The sequence below is a fragment of the Streptomyces sp. NPDC054047 genome, assembly GCF_055585065.1.
On record NZ_JBVJKV010000001.1, the window covers coordinates 460501 to 480973 of the forward strand.

At 68.4% G+C, this 20473-nt stretch carries 17 protein-coding genes; 5 read left to right on the plus strand and 12 right to left on the minus strand.

What is annotated here, in order from left to right; all coding sequences use genetic code 11:
• Positions 1–19: 19 nt before the first annotated feature.
• The 5 genes from trpD to ctaE form a co-directional block, all read right to left on the minus strand.
• Positions 20–1084, minus strand: coding sequence for an anthranilate phosphoribosyltransferase (trpD, locus tag ACZ6ZP_RS02165; RefSeq protein ID WP_366464513.1), 1065 nt, complete (start codon positions 1082–1084; stop codon positions 20–22).
• A gap of 137 nt (positions 1085–1221) precedes the next feature.
• Positions 1222–2853 (minus strand): cytochrome bc1 complex cytochrome b subunit, encoded by a 1632-nt coding sequence (gene qcrB, locus ACZ6ZP_RS02170; protein WP_351159460.1) that lies wholly within the window; start codon positions 2851–2853, stop codon positions 1222–1224.
• On the minus strand, positions 2850–3905 hold the full coding sequence (gene qcrA, locus ACZ6ZP_RS02175) for a cytochrome bc1 complex Rieske iron-sulfur subunit (RefSeq protein ID WP_351159462.1): 1056 nt from the start codon (positions 3903–3905) through the stop codon (positions 2850–2852). The genes qcrB and qcrA overlap by 4 nt, the downstream gene beginning before the upstream one ends.
• The gene (qcrC, locus tag ACZ6ZP_RS02180; RefSeq protein WP_351159465.1) at positions 3902–4711 is read right to left on the minus strand and encodes a cytochrome bc1 complex diheme cytochrome c subunit; all 810 of its coding nucleotides are present in this window, start codon (positions 4709–4711) and stop codon (positions 3902–3904) included. Before qcrC ends, qcrA begins: the two co-directional genes overlap by 4 nt.
• Positions 4712–4794: 83 nt before the next feature.
• On the minus strand, positions 4795–5415 hold the full coding sequence (gene ctaE, locus ACZ6ZP_RS02185; RefSeq protein ID WP_160504601.1) for an aa3-type cytochrome oxidase subunit III: 621 nt from the start codon (positions 5413–5415) through the stop codon (positions 4795–4797).
• Between the two features lie 179 nt (positions 5416–5594).
• Between ctaE and ACZ6ZP_RS02190 the strand changes: the two genes are divergently transcribed.
• Complete coding sequence (locus ACZ6ZP_RS02190; RefSeq protein WP_351159469.1) at positions 5595–5996, plus strand: DNA-binding transcriptional response regulator; 402 nt, start codon at positions 5595–5597, stop codon at positions 5994–5996.
• A 79-nt stretch (positions 5997–6075) separates the two neighbouring features.
• Here the strand turns inward: ACZ6ZP_RS02190 and ACZ6ZP_RS02195 are convergent, their stop codons facing one another.
• The 4 genes from ACZ6ZP_RS02195 to ctaC form a co-directional block, all read right to left on the minus strand.
• The gene (locus ACZ6ZP_RS02195) at positions 6076–7323 is read right to left on the minus strand and encodes a L,D-transpeptidase (RefSeq protein WP_383819408.1); all 1248 of its coding nucleotides are present in this window, start codon (positions 7321–7323) and stop codon (positions 6076–6078) included.
• Between the two features lie 134 nt (positions 7324–7457).
• Complete coding sequence (locus ACZ6ZP_RS02200; protein WP_351159475.1) at positions 7458–7856, minus strand: cytochrome c oxidase subunit 4; 399 nt, start codon at positions 7854–7856, stop codon at positions 7458–7460.
• The gene (gene ctaD / locus ACZ6ZP_RS02205) at positions 7853–9589 is read right to left on the minus strand and encodes an aa3-type cytochrome oxidase subunit I (RefSeq protein WP_351159477.1); all 1737 of its coding nucleotides are present in this window, start codon (positions 9587–9589) and stop codon (positions 7853–7855) included. Before ctaD ends, ACZ6ZP_RS02200 begins: the two co-directional genes overlap by 4 nt.
• Positions 9586–10548, minus strand: coding sequence for an aa3-type cytochrome oxidase subunit II (ctaC, locus tag ACZ6ZP_RS02210; protein ID WP_351159480.1), 963 nt, complete (start codon positions 10546–10548; stop codon positions 9586–9588). Before ctaC ends, ctaD begins: the two co-directional genes overlap by 4 nt.
• Positions 10549–10880: 332 nt before the next feature.
• Between ctaC and ACZ6ZP_RS02215 the strand changes: the two genes are divergently transcribed.
• Entirely contained in the window at positions 10881–12260 is a 1380-nt protein-coding gene (locus tag ACZ6ZP_RS02215) for a cysteine desulfurase/sulfurtransferase TusA family protein (RefSeq protein ID WP_361470522.1), read from the plus strand.
• Between the two features lie 22 nt (positions 12261–12282).
• Here the strand turns inward: ACZ6ZP_RS02215 and ACZ6ZP_RS02220 are convergent, their stop codons facing one another.
• The gene (locus tag ACZ6ZP_RS02220; protein WP_351159487.1) at positions 12283–13257 is read right to left on the minus strand and encodes a carbohydrate kinase family protein; all 975 of its coding nucleotides are present in this window, start codon (positions 13255–13257) and stop codon (positions 12283–12285) included.
• A gap of 135 nt (positions 13258–13392) precedes the next feature.
• Here ACZ6ZP_RS02220 and ACZ6ZP_RS02225 point away from each other — a divergent pair, with 135 nt between their 5' ends.
• Entirely contained in the window at positions 13393–13611 is a 219-nt protein-coding gene (locus ACZ6ZP_RS02225; RefSeq protein WP_361470524.1) for a hypothetical protein, read from the plus strand.
• Positions 13612–13755: 144 nt separating this feature from the next.
• The gene (locus tag ACZ6ZP_RS02230; RefSeq protein ID WP_469405243.1) at positions 13756–15270 is read left to right on the plus strand and encodes a hypothetical protein; all 1515 of its coding nucleotides are present in this window, start codon (positions 13756–13758) and stop codon (positions 15268–15270) included.
• Between the two features lie 84 nt (positions 15271–15354).
• Here ACZ6ZP_RS02230 and ACZ6ZP_RS02235 read toward each other — a convergent pair whose 3' ends face one another.
• Entirely contained in the window at positions 15355–15711 is a 357-nt protein-coding gene (locus ACZ6ZP_RS02235; protein ID WP_030933606.1) for a HesB/IscA family protein, read from the minus strand.
• A gap of 254 nt (positions 15712–15965) precedes the next feature.
• On the opposite strand from ACZ6ZP_RS02235, the gene nadA reads away from it, so the two are divergent.
• Positions 15966–17171, plus strand: a complete 1206-nt coding sequence (gene nadA / locus ACZ6ZP_RS02240) for a quinolinate synthase NadA (RefSeq protein ID WP_383819399.1) — start codon at positions 15966–15968, stop codon at positions 17169–17171.
• A 140-nt stretch (positions 17172–17311) separates the two neighbouring features.
• Here the strand turns inward: nadA and ACZ6ZP_RS02245 are convergent, their stop codons facing one another.
• Entirely contained in the window at positions 17312–20458 is a 3147-nt protein-coding gene (locus ACZ6ZP_RS02245; protein ID WP_469405246.1) for an efflux RND transporter permease subunit, read from the minus strand.
• Positions 20459–20473: the final 15 nt, after the last annotated feature.

Here is a 20473-nt window from a genome sequence, read left to right on the forward strand (position 1 = left end):
ACTGCGGTGTGCGCCACACTCAGCTGTTGCTGGCCACCACCCAGCGCTCCAGGGCCCGCTTCGCGGACCCGGAGTCGATCGCCTGCGCCGCCTTCTCGATACCGGCGCCGATCTGCTCCACCAGGGTGCCGTCGCCCGGCGAGAGGGCCACCAGGGCCGCCGCCGTGTTGAGCAGCACGGCGTCCCGCACGGGGCCGCCCTCGCCGTCCAGGAGGCGCAGCGCCACCTCGGCGTTGTACGAGGCGTCGGCGCCCCGCAGCGCCTCCACGGGGACGAGGTCGAGGCCGACGTCCCGGGGGTCGAAGGCCTCCTCGCGCACGGCGCCGTCCCGCACGACCCAGACCCGGGAGGTCGAGGTGGTCGTCAGCTCGTCGAGGCCGTCGTCGCCGCGGAAGACGAGGGAGGAGTTCCCGCGCTCGGCGAAGACCCCGGCCACGATCGGCGCCATCCGCGGGTCGGCGACGCCGACCGCCTGGGCCCGCACCTTGGCCGGGTTGGTGAGCGGACCGAGCGCGTTGAAGACGGTCCGGATGCCCAGCTGGCTGCGCGCCGCGCCGGCGTGCCGCAGCGCCGGGTGGAACTTCACCGCGAAGCAGAAGGTGATCCCCGCTTCCTCGGCCACCTCGACGACCCGCTTCAGCGGCAGCTCCAGGTTCACCCCGAGCTTCTCCAGGACGTCGGAGGCGCCCGACGCGCTGGACGCGGCGCGGTTGCCGTGCTTGACGACCTTCGCGCCCGCGCCCGCGGCCACGATCGCGGACATCGTGGAGATGTTGACGGTCTTGGCGCCGTCACCGCCGGTGCCGACGATGTCGACGGTCTGCCCCGGCACCTCGATCACATTGGCGTGCTCGTACATCGTGCGTACGAGGCCGGAGATCTCCTCCACGGTCTCGCCCTTGGACCGCAGCGCGACCATGAAGCCCGCGATCTGAGCGTCGGTGGCCTCGCCCCGCATGATGCGGTCCATGGCCCAGGCCGTGTCCTCGGCGCTCTGGTCGCGCCCCTCCAGCAGCCCGTTCAGTACACCGGGCCAGGAACGGGCCGCCGCGGTGTTGCCTCCTGCGGGGGTCACAGCGCTCATCTGCCGCTCCTGGGTTCGTCTAGGCATGGGACAGGAACACCTTATCCAGCTCGGGGAACGGCAAAGAGCCCCGTCCATGCACTGGATGCATGGACGGGGCTCCCGCCGTGGCGATCTCTGGTCGGAGCGTCAGACGATCAGTGGTGGCCGTGGCCGCTCGTGATCTCCTTGTACTCCTCGGTGGTGGGCTTGGGGATCTGACCGTCTTCCCCGTAGTAGCCCTTCGAGAGCTTGGCCCGGAGCTTCTGCGAACCCGACACCTTGCGCTCGACGCCGTTCTCGTCGACCGAGGGGCCGATCTCGAGCGGCGCGTACTGCTCGTGCGCGGTGAGCGTGTGCAGCTGCTCCTGGTTGAGCGGCTCGTGGACCTCGATGAACTCACCGTGCGGCAGGCGCTTGATGATGCCCGACTCGCGGCCGTGCAGGACCTTGTCCTTGTCGCGCCGCTGCAGACCCAGGCAGATCCGCTTGGTGACGATGAAGGCGAGGACCGGTGCCACGAAGAAGGCGATGCGCACGAACCAGGTGATCGCGTTGATCGACAGGTGGAAGTGCGTGGCCCAGAGGTCGTTTCCACCACCGACGAGCAGCACGAAGTACCAGGTGATCCACGCGACGCCGAAGGCCGTTCGGGTCGGGACGTTGCGCGGGCGGTCCAGGATGTGGTGCTCGCGCTTGTCCCCGGTGACCCAGGACTCGATGAACGGGTAGACCGCGATCGCGACCAGGACCAGCGGGAAGATGATCAGCGGGATGAACACGCCCAGGACGAGCGTGTGACCCCAGGCGTTGATCTCCCAGCCCGGCATGACACGGATCAGACCCTCGGAGAAGCCCATGTACCAGTCGGGCTGGGCTCCGGTGGAGACCTGGTCCGGACGGTAGGGACCGAGCGCCCAGATCGGGTTGATCGTGGCGATCGCCGAGATGGCCGCGATCACACCGAAGACCAGGAAGAAGAAGCCTCCGGCCTTCGCCATGTAGACCGGCAGGAGCGGCATGCCGACGACGTTCTTGTTCGTCTTGCCGGGACCCGCGAACTGCGTGTGCTTGTGGTAGAAGACCAGGATCAGGTGCGCCACAACGAGCCCGAGCATGATGCCCGGCAGCAGCAGGATGTGCACCGAGTAGAACCGGGCCACGAAGTCGCCGCCGGGGAACTCCCCGCCGAACAGGAACATCGACAGGTACGTGCCCACGACCGGCACGGACAGGACGGCGCCCTGCATGAAGCGCACACCGGTTCCGGAGAGCAGGTCGTCGGGGAGCGAGTAACCGGTGAAGCCGGTGAACATGCCCAGGACGAACAGCAGGAAGCCGAAGACCCAGTTGACCTCGCGGGGCTTGCGGAAGGCACCCGTGAAGAAGACGCGCATCATGTGCACGAACATCGCCGCGAGGAAGATCAGCGCCGCCCAGTGGTGGATCTGCCGGATCAGCAGACCACCGCGCACATCGAAGCTGATGTGCATGGTCGAGTTGAACGCCTCGGACATCAGCTGACCCTGCAGCGGGATGTAGCTGCCGTGGTACTCCACCTCGTTCATCGACGGGTGGAAGAACAGCGTCAGGTACACACCCGTGAGGATGATGATGATGAAGCTGTAGAGGCAGATCTCACCGAGCATGAAGGACCAGTGGTCCGGGAAGATCTTGCGCATGTTGGCCTTGGCCAGGGAGTAGATCCCCAGGCGACCGTCGGCCCAGTCGGCGACCCGCTCTCCGGCGGGCGCCTCCTTCTTACGCGTATCAGTCGTCGTAGTGCTCATCCGCGCTCCCAGAAAGCAGGACCGACGGGCTCAGCGAAGTCGCCGAGCGCCTCGAGGTAGCCCTCTTCGTTCACGCGGATCCGCAGCTGCGGCAGCGCGTGACCGGCGGGGCCGAAGATCACTCGGGCACCGTCGGAGAGGTCGAAGGTGGACTGGTGGCACGGGCAGAGGACGTGGTGCGTCTGCTGCTCGTACAGGGAGATCGGGCAGCCGACGTGGGTGCAGATCTTGGAGTACGCGACGACACCGTCGTGCGACCACTCGAGCTCCTGCTTGTCCTTGATGTTGTCCGGCTGGATCCGGACGATCATCAGGGCCGCCTTGGCGATCTCCTTCTGGAAGTCGTGATCGTGCTCCTCCAGGCCCTCGGGCTTGGCGAAGGTCAGCGAGCCGACCTGAACGTCCGACGGGCGCAGCGGCTCGTTCGTGTTCATGTTCACGAGCAGCTTGCCCTTGGACCACAGGGTGTGCCGCAGCTTGTCCTCCGGCAGCGGACCGAGGTCACGCAGCAGGACGACGCCGGAGAGCGGCACCATGGCGAGCGCGCCGAACATCGTGTTGCGGATCAGCTTGCGCCGGCCGAACTGCGACTCCGCGGCACCGGCCTTGAAGTCGGCCATGACCTTGGCCTTGACCTCGGGCTCGGCCTCGATGGGGTGCCGCTCGTCGGCGACCTCCACGTCGGACATCAGGGTGCGGGCCCAGTGGACCGCGCCCGCGCCGATGCAGAACAAGGCCACGCCCAGGGTCATGCCCAGGGAGAAGTTCAGCGCGCTGATGTGGCCGATGGGCCAGATGAAGACGCGCTTGTCGACCGGGAACGCCACGTACGAGGCGATGAAGCCGATCGTGGCCAGCATCGAGAGCGTGAACAGGAAGGCGACCGCACGCTCGGACCGCTTGGCGGCCCGCTCGTCGATGTCCTGGACACGATGCTCATGGGGCGGAAGGCCCGGGTCGGCGAACGGGTTCTCGTCCGCTACCGCCACCGAGCCGTGCTCGGTCTCCTGCACGCTGGGCAGGTTCTCTTCTGGATTCTCTTGGCTACTCATGACTTCTTGGCCTTTGCGGTCCGAGCGGCGACCCACACGGCGACCGCGATCAGCGTGCCGAGACCGAAGATCCAGCCGAACAGGCCTTCACTGACCGGACCCAGGCCACCCAGCTTGAGACCGCCAGGGCTCTCGGTCTGCTCGCCGTTGACCGCGTCGAGGTACGCGATGATGTCCTTTTTGTTCTTCTCCGGCATGATCGTGTCGGGGAAGGACGGCATGTTCTGCGGGCCGGTCTGCATGGCCTCGTAGATGTGCTTCGGGGAGACATCCTCCAACGAAGGGGCGAACTTGCCCTTCGTCAACGCGCCGCCCTCACCGGTGAAGTTGTGGCACTGCGCGCAGTTGGTGCGGAACAGCTCGCCACCCTTGGCGATGTCCGCCCCGTCCGGGCTGTACTGCTTCGCGGTGGGGATGGTCGGGCCCGCGCCCAGCGAGGCGATGTACGCCGCGAGCTGGTCGATCTGGGCCTGGTTGTAGATGGCCTTCTTCTTCGGCGCCTGGGCGCCCGGCTGCTGCAGCGGCATACGGCCGGTGCTGACCTGGAAGTCGACGGCGGCTGCGCCGACGCCCACCAGGCTAGGACCGTCGGAGGACCCCTGACCGCCGGTTCCGTGGCAGCTGGAGCAGCCCACGGAGTACAACTTCTTGCCCTCGTCGATGGCGAGGGACTGGGCGGTGTCGTCGGCCTGCGCCTTGTCCGCGGGTGCGAACGCGGCGTACAGCCCCCCGGTGGCCGCCAGCGCGAGGAGTAGTACGACGACCGCCGCCAGCGGGTGGCGTCGTCGTGCGGAGAGCTTTTTCACGGATTACCCCGGTGTCAGGATCTTCTGCGTCGATGCTTCTGGAATGAGTTCGGAACGTCGGGCCCGGCTGAGCCCGGCCCCGTTTACTTGATCATGTAGATCGTGGCAAAGAGACCGATCCAGACAACATCGACGAAGTGCCAGTAGTAGGACACGACGATGGCTGCGGTCGCCTGCTCATGGGTGAACCTCTTGGCCGCATACGTCCTGCCGAGGACCAACAGGAAGGCGATGAGCCCGCCTGTCACATGCATGCCATGGAAGCCGGTGGTCAGGTAGAAGACCGAGCCGTACGGGTCGGACGAGAGCGAGAGGCCCTCGTGCTTGACCAGCTCGGTGTACTCGTACACCTGACCGCCGATAAAGACCGCACCCATGATGAAGGTGACGATGAACCACATCCGGAGCTTCTTCACGTCACCACGCTCGGCGGCGAAGACGCCGAGCTGACAGGTGAGGGAGGAGAGCACCAGGATCGTGGTGTTCGTCGCCGAGAACGGGAAGTTCAGCGCGGACGCCATTTCCTTCCAGTGCTCAGGACCTGTCACCGATCGCAGGGTGAAGTACATCGCGAAGAGGGCCGCGAAGAACATCAGCTCGGAACTCAGCCAAATGATGGTTCCGACGCTGGTGAGGTTCGGCCGATTGACCGGCGGGTGCGCGTGCCCGGTATCTACTGTCGTTGCTGTCGCCACGACCGACATTATGTCGGTCGCTTATCCCGCCCTCACCCCGGGGGGTGCCGTTCGGAGTGTCTGTGGGGTGTGTCCTGCCCGTATGGCCCATCGAAGGGCTGTCCGAACCGCTGTTGACGGGGTGTCCGGAGGAGTAGCATCCGCGCATCGGTCCCCGGCCGAGAGCCCCTCAACGAAGCGGAGGAACAATGCAGCCGACCGCCACGGTGCTGGTCTACAGCGACAACGCGAGCACCCGCGAGCAGGTCCGGTTGGCCACCGGACGCAGGCCGGCGGCGGACGTTCCCGCGGTCGAGTTCATCGAGTGCGCGACGCTGCCCGCCGTGCTCAAGGAACTCGACCGGGGCGGCATCGACGTCTGCGTCCTGGACGGCGAGGCCACCCCCATCGGCGGCATGGGGGTCTGCCGTCAGCTCAAGGACGAGATCTTCCAGTGCCCGCCCGTGCTCCTGCTCATGGGACGCCCGCAGGACGCCTGGCTGGCCACCTGGAGCCGCGCGGAGGCCGCCGTGACCCTTCCGGTCGATCCGGTCGAGTTCGCGGACTCTCTGGCCGCTCTGCTGCGCCACAGGCTGGCCGTCCAGGCCTGACGCGGCACTTGGCGCACGAGAGGGGCCCGCGCGGACGCACGGGCCCCTCTCGTCGCTTCTCGGGGTGTCCTGCGGCCGATCAGACCTGCGGCCGCAGCCGGGCCGCGTCGACGGCCGTGGGGCCGTCCTTGGCGCCGCCCAACAGGGCGCTGCCGTCCCGCCAGTCCTTCCAGTCGACGTTCCAGTCGCCGAAGCCGTTGCCGAACGGATCCATGTCCGCGCCGTAGCTGTTGACGACCTTCACGATGTCGCCCTGCCGGACGGTCTCGTAGAACCAGGCGGCATTGCCGGTGCTCATGCCCGTGCAGCCGTGGCTGGTGTTCGCGTACCCCTGCGAGCCGACCGACCAGGGCGCGGCGTGCACGTACTCGCCGGAGTCGGTGACCCGCGTCGCGTAGTAGACCATCTTGTCGTAGAAGTCCGATGCGCCGATGCTGGCACTGGTCATACGTACGGAGTACTCCTTGCCGAGCACCACCTTGACGCCGTTGCGCGTGGAGTAGCCGGGCTTGCCCGTGGTCACCGGCATGGAGTTGATCTCCTCGCCGTTGCGGTAGACCGTCATCCAGTGCGAACCGGCGTCCGTCACGGCCTCGATGCGGTCGCCGATGGTCAGCTTCAGCGGCTTGGCCTCGCCGCCCCAGAGCTTGTCGCGGACCTTGATGCCCTCGAGGTTGCTCCGTACGTTGATGGTCGCGCCGGTGGGCCAGTACTCCTTGGCGCGGTAGTGCAGCGTCTTGCTGTCCACCCAGTGCCAGGCGCCCTCCGTGGCGGGCTGCGAGTCGACCTTCAGCGCGCGCTCCACGATGGCCCTGGCCTTCTTGTCCTTCACCTTGGCACTCAGCTTGGCCGTGACGGGCTGGCCGACGCCGTACTTGCCCGAATCGGGACCGAAGGTGACGTCGAGGCGCTTCTTCTTGGCCGCGGCGCTGGTGTCGAAGTTCAACACCTTGCGGCCCGGCGAGCCTTCCTCGTCCTCGGTGCTGACCCGCACCGTGTAGTGCGCACCCGCCGCCAGGGGCGCCGTGCTGTGCCAACGAGCGCCGTCGGCGGCGAGTTCGCCCGCCACGTACCGCCCCTGCGCGTCGGTGGCCGTCACATCGGTGATGCGCCCGTCCTCGCCCTGCGCGGTGACCTCAAGGGGCTTGTCCGGATCCGCCTTCTGGCTGCCCACCGGGCTGTTGAAGGCGATCTGGCCCGCCGCGTCGTACGGCTTAGCCGAGAGCGGGTGGCCGTCGGAGCTGCCGCACGCCGTGGTTCCCACCCCGAGGGCGGCCACCAGCATGGTGCAGCTCAGTACCGTGCGGATTCGCGGTGAGTGGCTCATGAACACACGGTATGAAGGTTCATCCGCTCCGGCGCGCCGAGTGACCCGTACGAGGGTCGGCCGCGACACGCCGAGGGGCCCGGACGCTCCTGACGGAGTGTCCGGGCCCCTCGGTGAGGCGGGAGATCACAGACTCACTGGGTCTGGTTCTCGCCCCGGTAGTACTCGAAGACCCAGCCGAAGAGACCGATCATCAGGATCGGGGCCGAGAAGTACAGCAGCCACCAGCCGAAGACGACGCCCATGAAGGCGAGCGCGCCACCGATGGCCAGCGAGAGCGGCTGCCAGCTGTGCGGGCTGAAGAAGCCCACCTCGCCGGCCTCGTCCGCCACGTCGGCCTCTTTGTTGTCCTGTGCGGACGCGTCGACACGCCGGGCCGTGAAGGCCAGGTAGTAGCCGATCATGATGCACAGGCCGAAGGCCAGGAACAGCGCGGTCGTACCGGCCGGCTCCTTGGACCACCAGCCGTAGACGATCGCCATGGCGAGCACGAAGACGCTCAGCCAGATGAACATCTTGCCTTGGACCTTCACTTGCCGGCCTCCTTGCCGCCCGCGAGCGCCTTGTCACCGTGGCCGCTGTTCTCGAGCTGGTCGAGAGCCGCGATCTCAGGGTGATGCAGGTCGAACGCCGGGGATTCGGAACGGATCCGCGGCAGGGTGAGGAAGTTGTGCCGCGGCGGCGGGCAGGACGTCGCCCACTCGAGCGAGCGGCCGTAGCCCCACGGGTCGTCGACCTCGATCTTCTTGCCGTACTTGGCCGTCTTCCAGATGTTGTAGAAGAACGGCAGGATCGACAGGCCGAGCAGGAACGAGGCGATCGTCGAGATCGTGTTCAGCGCGGTGAACCCGTCGGCCGCGAGGTAGTCCGCGTAACGACGCGGCATGCCCTCGGCGCCCAGCCAGTGCTGCACCAGGAACGTGCCGTGGAAGCCGATGAACAGCGTCCAGAAGGTGATCTTGCCGAGCCGCTCGTCCAGCATCTTGCCGGTGAACTTCGGCCACCAGAAGTGGAAGCCGGAGAACATCGCGAAGACCACGGTGCCGAAGACGACGTAGTGGAAGTGCGCGACCACGAAGTACGAGTCGGAGACGTGGAAGTCCATCGGCGGCGAGGCCAGGATGACGCCGGTCAGACCACCGAAGGTGAAGGTGATCAGGAAGCCGACGGCCCAGAGCATCGGTGTCTCGAAACTCAGTGAGCCCTTCCACATCGTTCCGATCCAGTTGAAGAACTTCACGCCCGTCGGTACGGCGATCAAGAACGTCATGAAGGAGAAGAACGGCAGGAGCACGCCACCGGTGACGTACATGTGGTGCGCCCACACGGTCACGGAGAGACCCGCGATCGCGATCGTCGCGCCGATCAGGCCCATGTAGCCGAACATCGGCTTGCGGGAGAAGACCGGGATGACCTCGGAAATGATTCCGAAGAACGGCAACGCGATGATGTACACCTCTGGATGGCCGAAGAACCAGAAGAGGTGTTGCCACAGCAGTGCGCCGCCGTTGGACGCGTCGAAGATGTGGGCGCCGAATTTACGGTCCGCCTCCAGGGCGAACAGCGCTGCGGCAAGCACCGGGAAGGCCAGCAGGACCAGAACCGCGGTCAGCAGGACGTTCCACACGAAGATCGGCATCCGGAACATCGTCATGCCAGGAGCGCGCATGCAGATGATCGTGGTGATGAAGTTGACCGAACCGAGGATCGTGCCGAAGCCGGAGAAGGCCAGACCCATGATCCACATGTCGGCGCCGATGCCCGGCGAGCGGACGGCGTCCGACAGCGGGGAGTAGGCGAACCAGCCGAAGTCGGCCGCACCCTGCGGGGTGAGGAAGCCGGCCACCGCGATGAGCGAGCCGAAGAGGTACAGCCAGTACGCGAACATGTTCAGCCGCGGGAACGCCACGTCGGGCGCGCCGATCTGCAGCGGCATGATCCAGTTCGCGAATCCGGCGAACAGCGGCGTCGCGAACATCAGCAGCATGATCGTGCCGTGCATCGTGAACGCCTGGTTGAACTGCTCGTTCGACATGATCTGCGAGCCGGGACGAGCGAGTTCGGCGCGCATGAAGAGCGCCATGACGCCGCCGATGCAGAAGAACGCGAACGACGTGACCAGGTAGAGCGTGCCGATCGTCTTGTGGTCGGTGGTGGTCAGCCACTTGATGACCACAGCGCCCGGCTGTGCGCGCCGTACCGGCAGCTCGTTCTCGGACGAGTCTTCTGCTGCCGCGGCACCCTGAGGTTCGTTGAGGATGCTCACAGGTTGTTCGTCTCCCGGTTCTTCTCGTGCTTCGTCTGCTCGATGCCGGCCGGGATGTAACCGGTCTGGTTCTTCTTCGCCAGGTCCTCGAGGTGCTTCTGGTAGCGCTCGGGGGAAACGACCTTGACGTTGAAGAGCATCCGGGAGTGGTCGACACCGCAGAGCTCGGCGCACTTGCCCATGAAGGTGCCCTCCTTGTTCGGAGTCACCTCGAAGGCGTTGGTGTGGCCCGGGATGACGTCCTGCTTCATGAGGAACGGCACCACCCAGAAGGAGTGGATGACGTCACGCGAAGTCAGCACGAAGCGGACCTTCTCGCCCTTGGGGAGCCAGAGGGTCGGGCCCGGGTTGCCGTTCTGCGGGTTCCGTTGGCCGGGCGTACCGACGTCGTAGACGCCGCCGGCGTTGGACGGGAACGCATCGCGGAACTTGTCCGGGATGGCCTCCAGCTCCTTGGCCGTCTTCGCGTCGTCCTTGTTGGAACCCGGCACGTCCTCGATGTAGTTGAAGCCCCAGCTCCACTGGTAGCCGACCACGTTGACCGTGTGGGCGGGCTTTTCGTCGAGGTGGAGGAGCTTCGACTCATCACGTGCCGTGAAGTAGAAGAGCACCGAGACGATGATGAGGGGAACCACCGTGTAGAGCGCCTCGATGGGCATGTTGTAACGCGTCTGCGGAGGTACCTCGATCTTGGTACGGCTGCGCCGGTGGAAGATGACACTCCACAGGATCAGACCCCAGACCAGCACGCCCGTGGCGAGCGCTGCCGCCCACGAGCCCTGCCAGAGGGAGAGGATCCGCGGAGCCTCCTCCGTTACCGGGGTGGGCATACCAAGGCGGGGAAAGTCCTTGTATGTGCAACCTGTCGCGGTTGCCAGGATCAGGCCCGCAGTCAGCACCTGCGGCAGCTTCCGCCGCATCGGGCGCCGCGACGAGCGGTCGGAGCCGTTGGGACTCACGTAGCGCCTTCCCGAGAGTCTCGGCCCGCGCGGTCGGGTGCGGCCTTCTCGGTCGTCGGTCGCCGCCCTGCGGCGGGCAGGGGTTTGGATGTTTATGCGGGCCAAACCTTACTGGACGCTATTTGGGGTCGCGCGGGGAGGGTGCCTAACGCGCCGCGGGTCACTCCGAAGGGTGGGACCCTCCGCCGTCCACCCCTTTCTGACGGGGGGTCGGACGCCCGGCGGCTCGGCGGAAGCCCGTCGTCCGCGACCGCGGGTCCGCCCCGGCCCGTCGCGCCGTTCCCCGCGCCCCTTCGGGGCGCTCCGACCGGGGCACGCTCTAGCGTTGCCGTGTGCCCTACTTCGATGTCGCCTCCTCCGCTCCCCTCCACCCCGTGGCCCGGCAGGCCCTGCAGGCCTCGCTGGACGAGGGGTGGGCCGATCCGGCTCGGCTGTACCGCGAGGGGCGGCGGGCCAGGCTGCTGCTCGACGCGGCGCGCGAGGCCGCCGCCGACGCGGTGGGCTGCCGCCCGGACGAGCTCGTCTTCACGCCCTCCGGCACCCGCGCGGTGCACTCCGGGATCGCCGGGGCGCTGGCGGGGCGTCGGCGTGTCGGGCGGCATCTGGTGGTGTCGGCGGTCGAACACTCTTCGGTGCTCCACGCGGCGGCGGCCCTCGAGGCCGACGGCGGGGCGGTGACGGAGATCCCGGTGGACCGGTCCGGCGCGGTGACCCCGGCCGCGTACGCCGCTGCCCTGCGCCCCGACACGGCCCTCGCCTGCCTCCAGTCGGCCAACCACGAGGTCGGCACCGAGCAGCCGGTGGCCGACGTCGCTTCGGCGTGTCGCGGCGCCGGGGTGCCGCTCCTGGTGGACGCGGCGCAGTCGCTGCCGTGGGGCCGGGTGGCCGGGGAGTGGTCGCTGCTCGCCGCGAGTGCCCACAAGTGGGGCGGGCCCGCGGGCGTGGGGCTGCTGGTGGTGCGCAAGGGGGTGCGGTTCGCCGCGCAAGGCCCCGCCGACGAGCGCGAGTCGGGGCGCGCCCCGGGCTTCGAGAACATCCCGGCGGTGGTCGCCGCCGCGGCCTCGCTCCGTGCCGTGCAGGCCGAGGCCGCCGCGGAGAGCGCCCGGCTGCGGGAGCTGACGGAGCGGATCAGGGCCCGGGTGCCGGGGCTCGTGCCGGACGTGGAGGTGGTGGGCGACCCGGTGCGGCGCCTGCCCCACCTGGTGACCTTCTCGTGTCTCTATGTCGACGGGGAGACCGTGCTGCACGAACTGGACCGGGCCGGCTTCTCGGTCTCGTCCGGCTCGTCCTGCACCAGCTCCACGCTGACCCCGAGCCACGTCCTGAAGGCGATGGGCGTCCTGAGCGAGGGCAACGTCCGGGTGTCACTCCCACGGGGGACCCAGGAAGCCGACGTGGAGCGTTTTCTGGAGGTTCTGCCGGGCGTGGTGGCCGGGGTGCGCGAACAACTGGGCGCTCCGGCGGCGCCGACGACGCGTGCGCGGTCCGCCTCCCTCGTCGTGGACGCGCTCGGCAAGCGCTGCCCGCTCCCCGTCATCGAGCTCGCCAAGGTCATCGGGGACGTGCCGGTGGGCGGCACCGTCACGGTCCTCGCCGACGACGAGGCGGCGCGGCTCGACATCCCGGCGTGGTGCGAGATGCGGGGCCAGGAGTACGTGGGCGAGGAGCCGGCGGACCACGGTTCGGCCTATGTGGTCCGCCGGAGCTCCTGACCGGGCCGGGTGGCCCGGGTGACTAGGCCAGGTGGGTCCGGACGTCGGAGGCCGCCTCATGGCCGTACGCCTTGGTGAAGCGGTCCATGAAGTTGCTGCGCTGCAGCTCGTACTCCTGGGTGCCGACGGTCTCGATGACCAGGGTGGCGAGCATGCAGCCGACCTGCGCCGCGCGCTCGTGGGAGACGCCCCAGGCCAGACCCGACAGGAAGCCCGCACGGAAGGCGTCGCCGACGCCGGTCGGCTCGACCTTCGCCTCTTCCTCGGGGACGCCGACCTCGATCGGGTCCTGGCCGCTGGACTCGATGCGCACGCCGCGCGAGCCGAGGGTGGTCACGCGGTGGCCGACCTTGGAGAGGATCTCGGCGTCGCTCCAGCCGGTCTTGGACTCGATGAGCCCCTTCTCGTACTCGTTCGAGAAGAGGTACGTGGCGCCGTCCAGGAGGGTCCGGATCTCCTCGCCCTCCATGCGCGCGATCTGCTGGGAGAAGTCCGCGGCGAAGGGGATCCGACGCGTCCGGCACTCCTCGGTGTGGCGCATCATCGCCTCGGGGTCGTCCGCGCCGATGAGGACCAGGTCGAGGCCGCCCACGCGGTCGGCCACGGTCTTCAGTTCGATGAGGCGGGCCTCGCTCATCGCTCCCGTGTAGAACGAGCCGATCTGGTTGTGGTCGGCGTCCGTGGTGCACACGAAGCGGGCCGTGTGCAGCGTCTCGGAGATGCGGACCGAGGCCGTGTCCACGCCGTGCCGGTCGAGCCAGGCGCGGTACTCGTCGAAGTCCGAGCCCGCCGCACCGACGATGATCGGCGCGGTACCGAGCTGGCCCATGCCGAAGCAGATGTTGGCGGCGACACCTCCCCTGCGTACGTCTAGGGCGTCGACCAGGAATGAGAGGGAAACCGTGTGCAGCTGATCCGCGACCAGTTGGTCGGCGAAGCGGCCGGGGAAGGTCATCAGGTGGTCGGTGGCGATGGAGCCGGTGACTGCGATACGCACGACGGCATGCTCCTGTGGAGGAGAGGCGAGGGGTTGACACTTCACGCTACCGGGTCGGTACACCCCCGCTGAAGAGGCCAAACTACCCGTTAGTAGGTCTTTTTTCGCCGGGTGTGCGATGCGTACGGTGCGGTTATGGCCGTTATCTCGAAGCATGTCGTCACCGCACGTCCCGTCGAGCTGCCTTCCGAGACCTTGGAGACACTGCGCGGCGACTGCGCCCGCATGGCCCCTCACTGGGTGACCCCCGCGTCCGCCGCGACGGTTCCGGTGTCGCCCTCGCTGATCCACGGGGTCAGCGTCCCGCCCGCCTCCGCGCGGCTGATCGACGGCATGTCCGAGTACGGCGACTGAGGCGAGGGGCGTCGGCGCGCGCCGAGGGAACCGCGCGCTCCCCCGCTGCGTCCCACCGCTGTCCCCCGTAAAGGGGACGCGGAATACGAACGAGGCCCACGCACGGGCCTCCAGGGACAGCAGTGCAGTCGAAGGAGCGATGCGGTGAGCACCGAGCGATCCGACCATGACGCGGCCGAGCAGCACCGGCGGCGTTCCCGCCTTGCCGTCGCGTCGGTGGCGGCCACGGTGCTGCTCGTCGGTGGCGGCGGCGCCTACTTCGCCGCGACCGCGTCCGGCGGCAGCGGCGGCGGCAACGGCAGTTCTCCCGTCGGCGACGGCGGCACGCCTCCCCCGCTCGCCCTCGACGGGCACACGGACGGCGACCGGCAGGAAGGCGGCACCGAGGGCATCGCCCCGGGAGAGCCCGACCCGAACGGCGCCGCCTACCGCGCCGAGGGCAAGCTGCCCGACGGCCCGGGTTCCGCGGCGGTCTACCACGCGCGGGGCACCGTCACGCGGGCCCAGGTCACCGAGCTCGCCAAGGCCCTCGGCGTCACGGGCGAGCCTGTCTCGCGGGACGGCGCCTGGAAGATCGGCCCCACCAAGGACGGTTCCGGGCCCTCGCTCCAGGTGGGCAAGGAGGCGCCGGGCACCTGGACGTTCTCGCGGTACGCCTCCGGGGGCAGCGACAACTGCCAGAAGAGCAAGGCCTGTTCGGACGGTTCGCAGAGCTCGGACACGTCCGTCGCGCCGAACGGCGAGGGTGAGGCGGTCGGCGAGAGCGCGGCGAAGAAGGCGGCTGCGCCCGTCCTGAAGGCCGTGGGCCAGGACGACGCGAAGCTGGACGCGGGCCAACTCATGGGCGGTGTACGGGTGGTGAACGCCGACCCCAAGGTGGGCGATCTCCCGACGTACGGCTGGTCGACCGGTATCCAGGTCGGATCGGACGGCCAAGTGGTCGGCGGCAGCGGCCAGTTGAAGGCACCGGAGAAGGGTGCGACGTACCCGGTGATCAGCGCCGAAAAGACCCTGGACCAGCTCAACAGGACCGGTGACGGCGACGGACGCGTCGGCATCGGCGGCTGCGCCACCGCGGTGCCCGAGGACGCGACGGGCAAGGAGGGCGAGAAGCAGGCACCCTGCGAGGAGCCCTCGTCCGCGCCCCCGAAGCCGCAGCCGGTCGCGGTGGAGGACGCCACGTTCGGGCTCGCGGCGCACTTCGTGGACGGGCGCCAGACGCTCGTGCCCGCCTGGCTGTTCGACGTGCGGCCACAGGGCGCCAAGGACGCGTTCACGGTGACGCATCCGGCGGTCGATCCGAAGTTCCTCACCTCGCCGAGCACGCCGTCGCCCGCCCCGACCCCGACCGAGAAGCCGGGCACGGGCACCGAGCAGCCGGGTACGGGCGCGAAGGACCCGGCCCTGCACGTCGAGTCCTACCGCGCGGACGGCAAGTCCCTGACGCTGCACTTCTGGGGCGGCGTCTGCAGCGACTACTCGGCGTCGGCCGACGAGAGCGGGGGCAGCGTGCGCGTGAAGGTGACGGAGACCCACAAGAAGGGCGAGGTCTGCGTCATGATGGCCAAGGAGTTCACCGAGACCGTGACCCTGGACAAGCCGCTGGGCGACCGCAAGGTCGTGGACGCGGAGGGCGGCGCGACGGTGCCGCGCAAGTAGCACCCCGCAAACGCGCGCAAGCAGCACGCCACAAACGAAGGCGGCCCCCGAAGTTCTTCGGGGGCCGCCTTCGCAGGTACGGGTCTAGCTGAACGAGTCGCCGCAGGCGCAGGAGCCCGTGGCGTTCGGGTTGTCGATCGTGAAGCCCTGCTTCTCGATGGTGTCGACGAAGTCGATGGAGGCGCCGCCCAGGTAAGGAGCGCTCATCCGGTCGGTGACGACCTTCACGCCGTCGAAGTCCTTGACCACGTCGCCGTCGAGCGAGCGCTCGTCGAAGAACAGCTGGTAGCGAAGGCCCGAGCAGCCGCCGGGCTGAACGGCGACGCGCAGCGCGAGATCGTCCCGGCCCTCCTGCTCAAGAAGGCCCTTGACCTTGGCCGCGGCGGCGTCGGACAGGAGGATGCCGTCGCTCACGGTGGTGGTCTCGTCCGATACGGACATCTGCTTCTCTCCCGGGTTGTACGGAGACTGCTTGCCGACGGTTGCAACCGCCGGGGCCGCGGATTCATTCCGGGCCGAGTGCTGTGTCTCTCGGCTGGCTGTCCCTTCATGCTCGCACATGCCGCCGCGCGGGGCATCGGCCCGTCGGAGGCGAACGCGTCACATCGACACTATGGCCATCGTCAAACTGACGTGAAGCGGTTATGATAGATAACGTCAATTAGACGAAAAGGCTCGTCTGCAGAACAGAAAGGGTGCGTGTCGTGACCACCGCCCAGTCCTCCGGGGACCTCGTGGACCTCGATGTTCAGCCCACGCCGCTCGCCCTGCTGCTGCTCGGCCGCGAGGCCGACCCCAGGAGCGAGCGCGGCGTGGAGTGCCCCGGCGATCTGCCGTCGCCCTCCGACCCCGACCTCGTGGAGCGCGCACGCGCGGCCAAGGAGAAGCTCGGCGACAAGGTCTTCGTCCTCGGCCACCACTACCAGCGCGACGAGGTCATCCAGTTCGCGGATGTCACCGGCGACTCCTTCAAGCTGGCCAAGGACGCGGCAGCCAAGCCGGAGGCCGAGTACATCGTCTTCTGCGGCGTGCACTTCATGGCCGAGTCCGCGGACATCCTGACCACCGACGACCAGAAGGTCGTCCTGCCCGACCTTGCCGCCGGCTGCTCTATGGCCGACATGGCCACCGCCGAGCAGGTCGCGGAGTGCTGGGACGTGCTGGCCGAGGCCGGGATAGCCGAGCAGGTCGTGCCCGTCTCGTACATGAACTCGTCGGCCGACATCAAGGCCTTCACCGGCAAGCACGGCGGGACGATCTGCACCTCGTCCAACGCCAAGCGCGCCCTGGAGTGGGCCTATGAGCAGGGAGAGAAGGTCCTTTTCCTTCCCGACCAGCACCTCGGGCGCAATACCGCCGTGCGCGACATGGGCTTCTCGCTCGACGACTGCGTCCTCTACAACCCGCACAAGCCGAACGGCGGCCTGACCGCCGAGCAGCTGCGGAACGCGAAGATGATCCTGTGGCGCGGGCACTGCTCGGTGCACGGGCGCTTCTCGCTGGAGTCCGTGGAGGACGTGCGCGCGCGGATTCCCGGCGTGAACGTCCTGGTGCACCCCGAGTGCAAGCACGAGGTCGTGGCCGCCGCGGACTACGTGGGCTCCACGGAGCACATCATCCAGACCCTGGAGGCGGCTCCCGCCGGTTCCAAGTGGGCGATCGGGACCGAGCTGAACCTCGTACGCCGTCTGGCGAACCGTTTCGCCGCCGAGGACAAGGAGATCGTCTTCCTCGACAAGACGGTCTGCTTCTGTTCGACCATGAACCGGATCGACCTGCCCCACCTGGTCTGGGCGCTGGAGTCCCTCGCCGAGGGCAAGCTGGTCAACCAGATCGAGGTCGACCGCGAGACCGAGCAGTTCGCGAAGCTGGCGCTTGAGCGGATGCTGGCGTTGCCGTAGGCGTGCCTTGAGCCGTGCGTAAGGGGCACCCCGCATATGCGGGGTGCCCCTTACTTTTCGCCGCTTCGCGGCGGGTCTCCCGCCCGCCCACCCGATTACCCCCCAAGGTTTCGGGCGGGCGGGAGAGATCGGCGGCGTCGCTACACCTGGGCCGGCTCCTGGTCGGTTGCCTCGGAGCCGGACTGCGGCGGGACGCCCGCCTTCTTCGCCCGCTTCGCCTCGCGCTTCGCGCGCCTGCGCTCCTTGCGGAGTTCCACCATCGCGTAGAGCGTCGGGACGAGCAGGAGGGTCAGGAGCGTCGACGTGATCAGGCCGCCGATGACCACCACCGCGAGCGGCTGGGCGATGAAGCCGCCCTCGCCCGTGATGCCCAGGGCCATCGGGAGCAGGGCGAAGATCGTCGCCAGGGCCGTCATGAGGATCGGGCGCAGGCGGTGCCGACCGCCCTCGACGACCGCATCGACGACGCCGTGGCCCTGCCCGCGGTACTGGTTGATCAGGTCGATCAGGACGATCGCGTTCGTCACCACGATGCCGATGAGCATCAGCATGCCGATCATCGCCGGGACGCCCATCGGGGTGTCGGTGGCGATCAGGAGGCCGATCGCGCCCGTGGCCGCGAACGGGATCGACACCAGCAGGATCAGCGGCTGGACCAGCGAGCGGAACGTCGCCACGAGCAGCATGAAGACGATCGCGATCGCCGCGAGCATCGCGAGGCCGAGCGAGGCGAACGCCTCGTCCTGGTCCTCGGAGACCCCGCCGATGGACGCCGTGGCGCCGTCCGGCAGCTTCAGCGCGTCGAGCTTCTTGGTGAGGTCGGCGCTGACCGCGCCGGTGTTCTCGCCGGTCGGCTTCGCGGTGATCGTCGCGGCGCGCGCGCCGTCGATGCGGGTCATCGAGACCGGTCCGTCGACCAGCTTCACCTCGGCGATGTCGCCGAGCTGCACGGAGCCGAGCTTCAGCTCGCGCAGCTGGGCGAGCGTCTTGGCCGGCTGCGCCGACTTCACCACGACGTCGCGCTCGGTGTCGTCCAGGATCGCCTTGCCGCTCTCGGTGCCGCGGACCGCCTGCGCGACGGCCTGACCGAGGGTGGTGTCGTTGAATCCGGCCGCCGCGGCCTTGGAGTTGGCCTTGACCGAGATCCTCGGGATGCTCTGCGAGAGGTCGCTCTGGACGTCCGTGACATCGTCGATCTTCGCGACCTCGTCGCGCACCTCGTCGGACGCCTTGCGCAGCACGTCGCCGTCGGCGGCCTTGACGACCACGCTCAGGTCCTGGCTGCCGAAGCCGTCACCGGCCGCGATGGACGTCTGTCCGATGCCCGAGAGCTTGCCGAGCTCCTCCTCGACCTTGTCCTGCGTCGTGTCGTACGAGGACTTGTCCTTGAGCGTCAGGGTGTACGAGGCCTGGTTGGTGTCCGTGGAGCCGCCGAAGGCCGCCATGAAACCGGACGAGCCGACCGTGACCTGGTAGTCCTTGATCTCGTCGAGGCCGTCCAGCATCTTCTCGACCTTCTTGGCCGAGGCGTCGGACGCCGCCAGGCTGGTGCCCGGCTTCAACTCCTGCTTAATGGTCAGGACTTCCTGCTCGCCCTGGTCGACGAAGTTGGTCTTCAGGAGCGGTGCCATGCCGAACGTACCCACGAGGATCACGACCGCGATGGCGAGGCTGGTGAAGCGGCGCCGCGTCGCGAAGCGCAGGACGGGGACGTAGAAGCGCTGGAGCCTGCTCTTCGCCTCCTTCTCCTCGGCCTTGCGGCGGGCCTCCTCGGGGTCGGCGTCGCGCACGTCCTTGGGGGGACGCAGGAACCAGTACGAGAGGACCGGCACGACCGTCAGCGAGACGAGCAGGGAGGCGAGGAGCGCCGCCGTGACGGTCAGCGAGAAGGAGCCGAAGAGCTCGCCCACCATGCCGCCGACCAGACCGATGGGCAGGAAGACCGCGACGGTCGTCAGGGTCGAGGACGTCACGGCGCCCGCGACCTCCTTGACCGCCGTGATGATCGCCGCCTCGCGCTCCTCGCCGTAGCCGAGGTGGCGCTTGATGTTCTCCAGGACCACGATCGAGTCGTCGACGACACGGCCGATGGCGATGGTCAGGGCGCCGAGCGTGAGCATGTTGAGGGACAGGTCCCTCGTCCACAGCACGATCAGGGCGAGCACGACCGAGAGCGGGATGGAGACCGCGGTGACCAGCGTCGAGCGGATCGACGCCAGGAAGACCAGGATGACCAGGACCGCGAAGACCAGGCCGAGCGCGCCCTCGGTGGTCAGGCCGTCGATGGACTTGGAGACCGCGGGACCCTGGTCGCTTGCGACCGTCAGGTCCGCACCCGCGCCCAGGTCCTTGCGCAGGTCGGGCAGCTTGTCCTTGACCGCGTCGGAGATGGCGACGGCGCTGCCGTCCTGGTCCATCGTGATGGCGACGGCGAGGCTGGGACTGCCGTTCGTCCGCGTGATGGACGTGGCCTCCGAGGGCTGCTGCTTCACCGTGGCGAGGTCACCGAGGCGCACCGGCTTGCCCGGCCGCTCCCCCGGCTTGGCCTCGGGGGCGACCATCAGGTCCTGGATCTGCTTCAGCGATGTGTAGCCGCCGCCGACCTGGACGGTGCGGTTCTTGCCGTCCTCGTCGAAGGAGCCCGCGGGGAGCGTGGCGCCGCCGGCCTGGAGCGCCTGGCCGAGCGCGGCCGGGGTCAGGCCCGCCTTCGCCAGCTTCTTGTCGTCCGGGGTGACGTCGACCTGGAGGTCGCGCACGCCGTCGACGGTGACCTGGCCGACGCCGTCGATGTCTTCCAGGGCGGGGACGACCGTGCGGTCGAGCTGGTCGGAGAGCGCCTGCTGGTCCTTGTCGGAGGTGACGGAGAGGACCACGGTGGGGATGTCGTCCGTGGAGCCCGCGATGACCTGCGGGTCGACGTCGTCGGGGAGCTGGGCCCCGGCGCGGTTCACGGCCTGCTGGACATCGGCGACGAGCTGCTTGGAGCCGCTGCCGTAGTCGAACTGGGCCATGATCACGGCGTTGCCCTCGCTCGCCGTGGAGGTGATGCCGGTGATGCCGTCGACCGCCTCGATCGAGGACTCGAGGGGTTCGACGACCTGCTTTTCGACCACATCGGGGGACGCGCCCTGGTACGGGGCGAGGACGGACACCATCGGCAGTTCGATGGAGGGCAACAGCTGCTGCTTGAGCTGAGGGATCGCGATCGCGCCGAAGACGAGGGCGATGATCGATATCAGCCCGACGAGGGCCCGTTGGGCGAGGCTGAACCGGGACAGCCAGGACATGGTGGTCTCTCTCTG

Excerpts from the sequence above, each read along its gene's own strand:
- trpD (WP_366464513.1), bottom strand. The coding sequence starts at position 1,084 with ATGAGCGCTGTGACCCCCGCAGGAGGCAACACCGCGGCGGCCCGTTCC.
- qcrB (WP_351159460.1), bottom strand. The coding sequence starts at position 2,853 with ATGAGCACTACGACGACTGATACGCGTAAGAAGGAGGCGCCCGCCGGA.
- qcrA (WP_351159462.1), bottom strand. The coding sequence starts at position 3,905 with ATGAGTAGCCAAGAGAATCCAGAAGAGAACCTGCCCAGCGTGCAGGAG.
- ctaE (WP_160504601.1), bottom strand. The coding sequence starts at position 5,415 with ATGTCGGTCGTGGCGACAGCAACGACAGTAGATACCGGGCACGCGCAC.
- ACZ6ZP_RS02190 (WP_351159469.1), top strand. The coding sequence starts at position 5,595 with ATGCAGCCGACCGCCACGGTGCTGGTCTACAGCGACAACGCGAGCACC.
- ACZ6ZP_RS02195 (WP_383819408.1), bottom strand. The coding sequence starts at position 7,323 with ATGAGCCACTCACCGCGAATCCGCACGGTACTGAGCTGCACCATGCTG.
- ACZ6ZP_RS02225 (WP_361470524.1), top strand. The coding sequence starts at position 13,393 with ATGGCCGTTATCTCGAAGCATGTCGTCACCGCACGTCCCGTCGAGCTG.
- ACZ6ZP_RS02235 (WP_030933606.1), bottom strand. The coding sequence starts at position 15,711 with ATGTCCGTATCGGACGAGACCACCACCGTGAGCGACGGCATCCTCCTG.
- ACZ6ZP_RS02245 (WP_469405246.1), bottom strand. The coding sequence starts at position 20,458 with ATGTCCTGGCTGTCCCGGTTCAGCCTCGCCCAACGGGCCCTCGTCGGG.